The 11,348-nt window shown below is 50.1% G+C and carries 9 protein-coding genes; all 9 read right to left on the bottom strand.

Going from position 1 to position 11,348, the window contains the following annotated elements; all coding sequences use genetic code 11:
* Positions 1-71: 71 nt before the first annotated feature.
* The 9 genes from PAENI_RS16145 to hemA all read right to left on the bottom strand — a co-directional run bounded on the left by PAENI_RS16145 (position 72) and on the right by hemA (position 11,040).
* Positions 72-1,442, bottom strand: a complete 1,371-nt coding sequence (locus PAENI_RS16145) for a LysM peptidoglycan-binding domain-containing protein (protein WP_188114594.1) — start codon at positions 1,440-1,442, stop codon at positions 72-74.
* A gap of 361 nt (positions 1,443-1,803) precedes the next feature.
* Positions 1,804-2,739, bottom strand: coding sequence for an RluA family pseudouridine synthase (locus PAENI_RS16140; RefSeq protein ID WP_262495629.1), 936 nt, complete (start codon positions 2,737-2,739; stop codon positions 1,804-1,806).
* Entirely contained in the window at positions 2,736-4,037 is a 1,302-nt protein-coding gene (hemL, locus tag PAENI_RS16135) for a glutamate-1-semialdehyde 2,1-aminomutase (protein WP_188114593.1), read from the bottom strand. Before hemL ends, PAENI_RS16140 begins: the two co-directional genes overlap by 4 nt.
* A gap of 42 nt (positions 4,038-4,079) precedes the next feature.
* Positions 4,080-5,078, bottom strand: coding sequence for a porphobilinogen synthase (gene hemB / locus PAENI_RS16130; protein ID WP_042191201.1), 999 nt, complete (start codon positions 5,076-5,078; stop codon positions 4,080-4,082).
* 222 nt (positions 5,079-5,300) lie between these two features.
* Positions 5,301-6,848, bottom strand: a complete 1,548-nt coding sequence (cobA, locus tag PAENI_RS16125) for a uroporphyrinogen-III C-methyltransferase (protein ID WP_149645989.1) — start codon at positions 6,846-6,848, stop codon at positions 5,301-5,303.
* 5 nt (positions 6,849-6,853) lie between these two features.
* On the bottom strand, positions 6,854-7,807 hold the full coding sequence (hemC, locus tag PAENI_RS16120; protein ID WP_149645988.1) for a hydroxymethylbilane synthase: 954 nt from the start codon (positions 7,805-7,807) through the stop codon (positions 6,854-6,856).
* Between the two features lie 349 nt (positions 7,808-8,156).
* The gene (locus tag PAENI_RS16115) at positions 8,157-8,804 is read right to left on the bottom strand and encodes a precorrin-2 dehydrogenase/sirohydrochlorin ferrochelatase family protein (RefSeq protein WP_149645987.1); all 648 of its coding nucleotides are present in this window, start codon (positions 8,802-8,804) and stop codon (positions 8,157-8,159) included.
* Between the two features lie 5 nt (positions 8,805-8,809).
* On the bottom strand, positions 8,810-9,637 hold the full coding sequence (gene ccsA, locus PAENI_RS16110) for a cytochrome c biogenesis protein CcsA (protein ID WP_149646005.1): 828 nt from the start codon (positions 9,635-9,637) through the stop codon (positions 8,810-8,812).
* A gap of 5 nt (positions 9,638-9,642) precedes the next feature.
* A complete protein-coding gene (gene hemA, locus PAENI_RS16105) occupies positions 9,643-11,040 on the bottom strand; it encodes a glutamyl-tRNA reductase (protein ID WP_076286482.1) in 1,398 nt (465 codons plus the stop codon).
* Positions 11,041-11,348: the final 308 nt, after the last annotated feature.

The raw sequence follows: 11,348 nt of genomic DNA, 5'->3' as shown, positions 1-11,348 counted from the left end.
TTTAGACAAAAATCCCGATCTACTATCAGATCGGGATTCACCTATTCATATGAGTACGCATTGTAATTCAATTACGGAATGTACAATACTTGCCCTTCTTCTACACTCTGCCCAGACAATCGATTATACATTCCCAGCTCCCGCGCACTTAGCTGATACTTCTCTGCGATTGTATCCAGCGTTTCTTCACGCTGCACGATGCAAAGGCGAACCTTACGGAATAGGTTAGCGCCATCTGCTCCAGCAATGAATCTGCTCTTCCACTCCGTATTATTTCCGGCCTCTGGAATGATCGCTGCAGCCGATGCATTTCCTTCAGATAGGAGAGCCTCTTGTTCTTTACGAGAACGACTAGAACTGAGTAATGAAGAGAAGGTGAGATGCTCTTTGACTGGAGCCTCTGCTTCTTTCTTGCTTCCTAGCGCAATCTTAAGATCTTGCTTCTCCTCTGACTGTGGCACAGTCTCTTGAGAAACAAAAACTTCATTCGTATTCTCGTGGATCGGCTGAGCATTCTCTTCTTGTGCATGAAGCTCATTACTGGCCTCGTTTTCCGAAGCGAATACAGCAATATCTTGATCCGCATCAGCATTAGCTGCCGGAACAGCGGTTTCTCTTGAAGCAAAAGTATACTCAGCTTCTTGCTCCTGATCCGCTTGACTCGCCTGGCTAACTTGATTCAGCTGAGTGGCCTCAGCTTCATTCTGTGACTCAGCTTTAAACCAGTAATCCGCTATTCCTGCTTTGGAATCCTCTGTTTGCGAATCCAGACTATGCGTCCGAGCTTTCGCGCCCTTGTCCTTCTCATGAGCGGATGAGAAATTCACTATAGGGGACGAATGACCAGCTCCACTCGAGACCAGTGGAGCCTCTGATGCGTCTGCATTAGCTTCAGCATGCTCATGTTCTTCTACGGCAACCTCCGATGCATCCTCGCCAAAGGTCCACTGAGAATTTTCATAAAGTGCATCAGTTTCGTGCTCTTGGTTCTCTGCAGATGCTTCGATTACCCTGTCATCACTGAGAGGGGAATAGGCAACTGTGTACTCTTCCTGCTGCCAGGCCGGTTGTGGTTGAGGCTCCGCACCACCGATTCCCCGCAGTGATAATACGCCTGTTATATTCACTGTGCGCATCGTGAGCAGATCAATATCAAAATTCTCGATCTCCACCCCGATATCTTCAATCGAGCTGACGCGTGTAAGCGGAACAGTGATTTCTACGGGAATGGCATGCTCCAGACGTTGTGTTCGGTCATCTTCACTCCGGTAGAGTCCGGTAAGCAACAGCTGACCATATAACTCGGCACGATCCTCCCGCTGAATCACCTGGATTTCCGGAAGTAGTTCAACCTCCTCCAGCTCAGCTATTCCCGGAAGCTCTTCCGATAGGTGAATGCGTTCATAAATATCAAACCGCAAGCCGTGGGACTGATCAAACACGGGATATGTCCTCCTTCTTGGCATAATCTAACCCTGAGACAGGCCCAGAGCATAAGCCCAAAATGTTACTCCCCACATGTATATGCTTCAAACAGAAAGGCATGACAACTTTGGTAGCACTAACCGGACAGGATGCTATTAATTTCATAAATTCAGGGACTATTCGAACCTATCTGCCGGCCAATAGATGTACTACTCCGCATGAACAAAGTATTATATGCTGCTTTTGCTATTAGGACATAGATAGATGCTTCTTTCTGAAAAAACAGAAAATTATATACCCTACGAAAAAATAGATAAAAAAAGAACCGTTATACCAGCATTTGCTGATACCACGATTCTCAGGTTTATAACGTAGCCGTCAAGGCGATTCAGACAGCAGCTCCCGCAGCTGAAGCATATCCTCCGGCCATGGATCGCTTACTTCCAGTTGTTCACCGCTCCAAGGGTGGCGGAAAGACAGCGTCTCGCCATGGAGCGCATGTCGGCCACTAGCGCTGGAAGCCCAGACCGGGCCGCCATATAGCGCATCCCCATACAAGGGATGACCCATATGGCTGAGATGGACGCGAATCTGATGCGTCCGTCCGGTCTCCAGCTGCACATGCACCAGGCTCCCGCCATGCAGTGCTTCGCGTCCGATGATTCGAGTCACGGCGGACTGTCCGCCGGGTGAGACTCTTCTCCGCGCCGCATGATGACGATCGCGCCCTATCGGCGCGTCGATCACTTTAAGCGTAGGCGGCACTGTGCCTCGGGCGATCGCGGCGTAGAGCCGCGAGATGCTTTTTTCACGCATATTCTCGTCTAGGACAAGCTGTGCGAACTCATTCTTCGCGTACATCACCGGACCTGTTGTATCCTTGTCCAGTCGGTGAATATGCCTTACAGCTGCACTAACACCGGTAGCGACATAATGCGCAGCTACAAGGTGATCCAGCGTTACACCTAAGCCACTGCCATCCGGATGAACCGCCATGCCTGCCGGCTTGTGGGCCACCAAGCAAAAATCATCCTCATACAGCACCTCAAGCTCTTCCCATACTGGTTCAATGCCGGCTTTACGATCCGGAAAAAGCGCCAGTCGAAGTCGATCTCCCTTCCACTGAATGCCCCCCTCGCGGCGCAGACGCAGATGAAGCTTCTCAGGCATACCTACAGTTTCCAGCAGCCACTTGTCAATCGCAGCTTCAGAATCCTCGGCTCCTGTAATGATTTTGCCGGGTGTTACTTCCAGCCACTCCCCACGTCTAGTCCAAGCTCCACCACCGGTTCGTTCTCCGGCTCCAATACTCAAAGGGCCTTCAGGGCATTATAGTGGCCCTCAATGGTATCATCAATATCCTGCTCACTATGCGTAGCCGACACGAACATGCCTTCAAACTGTGAAGGTGGCACGCTAATGCCTTGGCTCAGCATATGACCAAAATAACGACGGAATAGATCCGTGTTGCTAGTCTTGGCCGTTTCAAAGTTAGTTACTGGTCCTTCCGTGAAGAACGGACAGACCATCGAGCCCACGCGGTTAATTGTCAGCGGAACACCGGTCTCGATTGCATTCTTTTTCAAGCCTGCCTCCAGACGCGCCCCTAATTGTTCCAGACGATCATAAACTTCCGGTGTCAGTAGCTTCAACGTAGTGAGTCCTGCCGCCATCGCTAATGGATTACCGCTAAGTGTGCCAGCCTGATAGATCGGTCCCGTAGGAGCGATTTGCTCCATGATCTCTCTTTTGCCGCCATAAGCACCGACTGGAAGTCCTCCACCGATGACTTTGCCGAAGCAGGTAATATCCGGAGTAATGTTGAACAAGCCTTGAGCACAGCCACGATTGACACGGAAGCCTGTCATTACCTCATCAAAAATAAGCAAAGATCCATGGTCTGAAGTTAACTTGCGAAGTCCTTCCAGAAATCCCGGAAGTGGTGGCACAACACCCATGTTGCCGGCAATCGGCTCTACGATCACTGCGGCAATCTCACTGCCAAAACGTTCGAAAGCAATCTGAGTGGACTCCAAATCATTGTATGGAACTGTAATCGTATTTACTGCCACACCTTCGGGAACACCTGGGCTGTCCGGCAAACCTAAAGTGGCTACACCGGAACCCGCTTTAATAAGCAGACTATCTGCGTGACCATGGTAGGAGCCTTCGAATTTCAAAATTTTGCTGCGTCCCGTATAACCACGTGCCAAACGAATCGCACTCATCGTCGCTTCCGTTCCGGAGTTAACCATACGTACGATATCTACAGAGGCTACACGTTCGACAACCGTTTTTGCCATTTCAGTTTCAAGTAAAGTAGGTGCACCAAAGCTTGTCCCTTTTACCGCCGTCTCCTGCAATGCCTTTACAACCTCAGGATGCGCATGACCCATAATCAGCGGTCCCCATGAGCATACATAGTCGATAAAGCTGTTGCCGTCGATATCATAAATACGCGAGCCGATCCCATGATCCACATAAATTGGAGTCAATCCTACGGATTTGAACGCCCGTACAGGGCTATTCACCCCACCGGGAATATATTGTTTTGCTTCATCAAAAGCCTTGCGGGACGCTTCCTCTTTACGCGCCATTGGCTCATTACTCATCTATCTTCACTCCTATTCTGTTCTTGGTCACACAGGTATAGATTAACCACGCAGCCAGCGCGCAGCATCTTTTGCAAAATAAGTAATAATAATATCCGCTCCGGCCCGTTTCATGCCAGTCAGCATTTCCAGCACAACGGCTTGCTCGTCAATCCAGCCTTGCAGCGCTGCTGCTTTTACCATGGAATATTCGCCACTCACATTGTAAGCCACAAGAGGCAAATCGAACTGGTCGCGGATCGTACGAATCACGTCCAAGTAAGCCAGAGCCGGCTTCACCATTAACATATCTGCGCCTTCCAGCACATCGGATTCTGCTTCACGAAGCGCTTCGCGCAGATTGGCAGGGTCCATTTGATAGGTTTTGCGATTTCCAAACTGTGGTGCTGAATCCGCAGCTTCGCGGAAAGGGCCATAAAATGCCGAAGCATATTTGACCGAATACGACATAATCGGCACATGTTCAAAGCCATTCTCATCTAGTCCCGCACGAATTGCGTGTACGAATCCATCCATCATATTCGAAGGGGCAATAATATCTGCTCCAGCTTTAGCTTGAGATACCGCCGTACGGGTCAACAGCTCTAGCGATGCATCGTTGATGACATCACCGTGTACCACACCATTTACCGTATGCGTATGCACCATCCCGCAATGTCCGTGATCCGTAAATTCACAAAGGCAGGTATCTGCAACGACCAACAGTTCAGGGTACCACTGCTTGATCAAGCGAGTAGCCTCTTGCACAATTCCATCCTCTGCGAAACCGGAAGAACCGATAGCATCCTTCGTTTCAGGAATCCCGAATAACAGTACAGCCGGAATGCCTAGTGCGGCAATCTCGTCCACTTCAGCTTTTAAAGTATCCAGCGAAAAATGGTACACGCCCGGCATCGAGCTAATCTCATTCTTCACACCTGTTCCATAAGTCACAAATATAGGCTGTACAAAATCCAGTACATTCAGTACTGTCTCCCGCACCATACCGCGAATTCCAGCAGAACCGCGTAGACGACGGTGACGTGTAATTGGAAAGCTCATTTGTTCATCCTCCTGAAAATAAAATATATAGACGCAACGGACATTTATAGTTTGCCCGTCTAACTGCCAGTTAGTTAACAATCTGATTTCATTGCAGAATGTGCAATAGAAAAGACTTAGAATTGAAATTGATTCTAAATTTAAGAGACTCTATTGTACAAACTACAACCAGTCTAAGATTACTTATATTAATATGGCTATTGCTCACCTATCTCTATGAAACTACTTGAGCCTAGTCTCCGCATTCCAGCGACAGAGTTCCTGCACCAGACTATTAATAGTTGCTTCTTCAGGTAGCAGTCCTGGGGTAAGCCCCGCTTCCACGGCAGTCTGCTCGGTTAATGGTCCGATGCAGGCTATTTTCACGTTAGCTAGCAGTGGGAGTGGATCTTCGAGCCCCATTCTTTTCAGAATGTGGATGAAATTGCGTACCGTCGAAGAACTGGTGAAAGTCACCGCGTGTACGCGCCCCTCCTCCAGCAACTTCAACAGCTCGTCATCATCCTCACCCGTCACAACCGTCTCATAGGTATCGACGTCTGTCACTTGGAGGCCAAGCTCTCTCAGCTTGTCCGGCAGCCAGTCGCGCCCCAGATCGCCGCGCGGCAGTAGCACGTTCTGCCCCGGCAGCAGCCGGGGACCGAACGTCTCAATCAGACCTTCCGCCTGAAACTTCGCCGGAAGTTCCTCAGCAATCACCCCGCGCTGCGCCAGCGCGGCTGCTGTACCCGGCCCCACCGCTGCAATCCTTGCGCGGTGAAGCCTCCGAATGTCCGCCCCCTGCTCCGCCAAGTGGCGCCAAAAAAACTCCACGCCGTTCGGGCTAGTGAAGAATACCCAGTCGTACGATTCCAGCGCGCCAAACGCCGCTGCAATCTTCTCCTTCTTCTCTGCGCCTTCCGGCATGATCGTCTCGATCACCGGGAACTCGTAGGGTTCCCCGCCGAGTTCCTCAATCATATCCACCAGCTCGCTCGCTTGGCTGCGAGCCCGTGTCACCACGATGCGTTTGCCGAATAACGGCATCGCCTCGGCCCACTTGAGCTGCTCACGCTGCAGCACCACGTCGCCAACGACGATGACGGCCGGCGGCTGAAAATCCGCCGCCTTCACCTTCGCTTCAATATCGGCGAGGGTTCCCGTCAACGTCTCCTGATCTGCGCGGGTACCCCAGCGCACCAGCGCCACTGGTGTTTCTGGCGGACGCCCATGCTTGATCAGCTGGGCGCTGATATATCCTATTTTAGCTACGCCCATCAGGAACACTAACGTCCCTGTGGCATTCGTTACTTTATCCCAATGAATGGAATGATCCAGTTTATCTGGACTCTCATGTCCGGTGATAATCGACAGGGAAGAAGCATGATCGCGGTGCGTGACAGGTATACCCGCATAAGCAGGTACGCTGATCGCCGACGTGATACCCGGTACGATTTCGTAATAGATCCCATTTTTGCGCAGCAGCTCCGCTTCTTCACCTACGCGGCCAAAAATCGTAGGGTCCCCACCCTTCAGCCGCACCACTGTTTTCCCCTGTAAAGCCAGATCAACTAACAATTGATTAATCTCTTCCTGCTTCATCGTGTGGCGATCCGGCAACTTGCCAACATAAATCTTCTCGCCGCCGGGCTTCATGCATTTCAGCAATCTAGGACTTGCCAGCCGATCGTACACCAGCACGTCGCTTTTTTGAATACACTCGAGGCCTTTTACAGTAATCAGCTTTGCGTCCCCGGGACCTGCACCTACCAAATAAACCTTCCCCGTCAATCCCCTCATCCCCTAACGTCTGACAGTATCTTCTCCGCTCCTCTTGCGATCAGCTTCTTAGCGACTTCTTCGCCGAGCTGTACCGGATCCACTCCAGTGCAAGTTTCTTTCAAAATCGTTGAACCGTCAGGTGTCCCCACCATCCCGGTTAAGGAGATTATTTTGTGCTCCGCAGTAGTGGCTTCCACAGCTGCGTCAAGCACCGCATAAGCGCCAATTGGCACTTGGCAGCCGCCGTTCAGCGCGCCAAGGAACGTGCGCTCCGCCGCCACCGTCAACGCTGTATCGGCGTCGTTGTATAACGCCAGCAGCTTCCGCAGGTCGGCGTCATCTGCGCGGCACTCGATGCCGAGTGCGCCCTGCCCTACAGCGGGCAGGCAAACTTCCGGGGGCAGGTAGGCGCTCACGCGATCCTGCCAGCCCATGCGCGACAGCCCCGCTGCTGCAAGCAGGATCGCGTCGTATTCGCCGCTCTCCAGCTTGCCCAGCCGCGAGTCAATGTTGCCGCGCACGGGCTCAATGACCAGATCAGGCCGCAGCGCAGCTAGCTGGCTGGAACGGCGTAGGCTGCTTGTGCCTACGCGTGCGCCCTGAGGCAGCTCGTCCAGCGAGACGCCTCCGTTAGAGATCAGTGCATCGCGCGGATCGACGCGCTTCGGCACAGCACCGTTGATCAGCCCCTCCGGCAGCTCGGAGGGCATGTCCTTCATGCTGTGCACCGCCATGTCGATTTCCTTTTCCAGCATGGCCTGCTCGATTTCCTTCACGAACAACCCTTTGCCGCCTACCTTGGACAAGGTGACATCAAGGATGCGGTCCCCTTTGGTAACAATCTTTTTCACTTCAAAAGTGAATCCAAAACCATGCTCCTCGCTCAGTCGCTCCAGATCCGCAATCACATGCCCCGTTTGCGTCAACGCAAGCGCACTCTGTCTACTCCCCACAATAATCTTACGCATTGTCCATTCCTCCTGATTACGTCTGCCTCTTACTCTTCACCGTAGACCGTATATAGTAATCCAAACTAACCAAAAGCTACTCCGCACTATTTAAAGGGCAGTTATGCCCTTTATTTAGCTCCTTCGTCGGTTATAGCTCAATTTAGGGGTATTTCTGCACTTCTTTTGTCTAATATGAGCGTTTTAGAGCAATTCAAGGGTATTTATACCCTTCATTTATCTCTATCGGCGACTATTACTCAATTAAGGGGTACTTTTGCCGCTCTTTCGACTATTTCAGCCACTTCAACCGTACTCATATCATTAATCTAACCTAATTTTGTAATCTTCACAGTGTCCACGCGCACTTTTACTCCGCCCGATGATCAGCAATCCAAACATCCATATCCTCCGGGCTCCACGCAATAAAGCTACCGTTTCTTATTTCATTTAACACATCGAGCGCCCCAAGCTTCCGCAAAAGCTTTCCACGAACTTCAGCAGAAGATTCTTGTTCCTTAATCCGGGTTCGCATGGTATGTACAAAATCCAAATATGGCTCATACGCCGCATCCAGCGCCTCTTCAAGCACACTTTTAATCTTCGCAGCCGCAAGCGGACCAGAACCCGAAGTAGATACAGCTACCGTCAAACGCCCCTTACGTACAACTCCGGGCGTGATAAAATCCCCCGCTTCCGCATGGCTAGCCACATTCACATGAATGCCAAGTCGCCTAGACTCCTGCGCAACCTCTTCATTAACCGTTCTATCGTTAGTGGCTGCATATACGAGAAAGGCCCCACGGAGATCTCCGGGAGCATAAGGGCGGTCATGCCAGGTCATGAGACCCTTTTTCACTAGAGAGGCAAGCGTATCTGTCAAACAGGGACTAATCATCTTAACCACCGCTCCAGCTTCCAGCAGCCCACTCACCTTCCGTTCAGCCACGGCACCACCGCCAATAACCACAACCTGTTGCTTTTCACAATCCAGCATTATGGGCAAATACCGAGTCATGCTCTTCACTCCCCGCTCCAACCGTGAAAACCAGATAAAGAATTCAACAAAAAATTCAAGATAGTAAAAGCATATCCTAAAATCGCCCAGCGAGCCATACTTACTCCACTTTTCCGCCCGGATTTCTTAAAGATAATATAAAATATGTAAATTCCAAGGCCAATCAGTGTCGTTAGTACTTTTAAATCCTTCAATAATAGTGTCCGTCCCTCAGAAACAATAGATAAGCTAGCCACCACCAGAGAGATTGCCAGCAAAGGAGTCCCCACCAGAATAGCGGTGTAAGAATATTTATCTGTAGTCTCTAAGTTCGGTAAACGACGAATTCGGTCACTCCATTGCTTGCTTTTGAGTCTGGTGTGCAGGAATAAGTACAATATTGCAAATACCGTCCCTAGTGTCAGTGCTGCAAAACTCAAATTGGCCAAAATCACATGCATTGTCAACCAGCCATACACCGAACTCCAAGTCTCAAGCGTATGTCCCCCCGCCGTCAGCCACACCCGATTTAGGAGAAAAACACAGAATCCAGCCACACTAAGCAGCAGAATCGTAAACTCACCTCCACGTGTAAAAGCCACCGCAAGCGAAGTCAGCACAACACTAAATGCAAACCAGAACAAGAAATCATAAGGTGTGAAAATGGGCAGTCCCTTCTCCTGAGAGAAACGAATCCCCAGTCCTGCAGCTTGCAAAAGACCCACAACAACAAGAAGCCCCGTGCCTAACCGCTTCCCACTCGGGTTGCGATAAAGGCAATCCGAGAAAACAAACAGCAGGCTCAGGGCATATAGCAGCAGAGCGGCATCATATATTCCGTTCAGCAGTTGCATATCACTCACCTACCCAACAGGCCTGCCGGAGCAAGCACCGTCTTAGGCACAGAAAAATCGCCGCTACCGGCAGTACGTTCTGTGGAACTAGACTGCTTAACCGGGGCGGAATCTCCGCCATCTGAATTAGATTCGAGCTGTTCCTGTAGCGCAAAGATTTTGGAGAAATAATCAAGAGCTTCATTCCCCTGCTTGCCACCGGACATCTCTTTAATTACATTGATTGGATCATGCATCATTTGGTTCACAATGCTTTTGGTCAAGCGACGGATCACCTTGCGCTGATGCTCGTCCAGCTCAGGCAGCTTATTGAACAGACTCTCCATCGTTTCCTCATGAATCGCATTCGACTTATCCTGAAGCGCCCGGATTACCGGTCTCACGCCAAGCGTCTTAAGCCACAGCTGGAACTCATCCATTTCCTCACCGATCATCACTTCAATCTTCGCAGCTTCACTCCGGCGCATTTCCAGGTTACTCTCCACAATGCCCTCCAGATCGTCAATATCATACAAAAAAACATCTGGCACATTAGCCGCCGCAGGATCAATATCACGGGGTACAGCTATATCAATCATAAAAAGTGGCCGCGAAGGGCGACGCTTCATAGCATTCGCTACCTGATCTGCCGAAAGTACATACCCATCAGCTCCCGTCGAGCTGATCACAATATCCACTTCATTAAGAGTTTTTAGCGCATCTTCAATCGTACTCGGCTTACCCGAGAACTTCTCTGCCAGTTCAATCGCACGCGACAGCGTACGGTTAGCGACAATCACCTCAGCCGCACCACTACTATATAGATGCTTTACAGTGAGCTCGCTCATTTTGCCGGCGCCGAGAATCAACACTCTTTTACCAGTGAACATGCCAAAAATCCGCTTGCCCAGCTCCACTGCCGCATAACTGACAGATACTGCGCTTTCGCCGATTGACGTTTCACTATGTGCTCTCTTGCCGAGTGTCACCGCTTGTTTAAATAACCGATTGAACCAAGTTCCAGTTACACCCTCAGCCTGAGCCGTGAGAAAAGAACTTCGCACCTGTCCCAGGATCTGCGTCTCGCCAATCACCATGGAATCCAGGCCGCAGGTCACGCGGAACAAATGCGCAATCGCCTGCTCGTCTTCATATATATACATATGCTGTGCAAATTGCTCGTTTTTCACTCCAAACCACTGCTCCATAAAGCCGCGGAGGAAATACCCTCCCATATGAAGGCGGTCCATGACCACATAAATTTCCGTACGGTTGCAGGTGGCTACTACGACCCCTTCCAGCACACCCTTCGTCTTCATCAATTGATGAAGCGCTGCCGGAAGATCACTCTCCGCAAAAGCAAACTGTTCCCTAACCTCCACGGGAGCCGTACGATAATTCAGGCCAACGACGACGATGTGCATCGATAGTTCACCATCCTAGTCTCTATTCATTACTGTGTACAGTTATATTAAAGAATATTTTTACATAATATTCACTTTCACAACATCTCAAAACACTGTGTTAAGTATATCACACGAAAATACGACTTTTTACAGATTTTTTGAACGCTTTATGAAATCCAGATAATAATTATTATAAATAAAAAACCGCAGGTTCGCTACGGTTAGGATGGGTTATTTTGTGATTAATTATTAGTTGGTGGAAGTGGGAAGGGAATAATATGAGATATTAATTCTAAAAATCGTCTTATATCCTCCAATAATACAGC

The organism is Paenibacillus sp. B2(2019) (assembly GCF_008370385.1).
Classification (GTDB): Bacteria; Bacillota; Bacilli; order Paenibacillales; family Paenibacillaceae; genus Paenibacillus_AQ.
The sequence above is the reverse complement of the archived record's forward strand: the minus strand, read 5'-3'. Positions and strand labels throughout refer to the sequence as shown.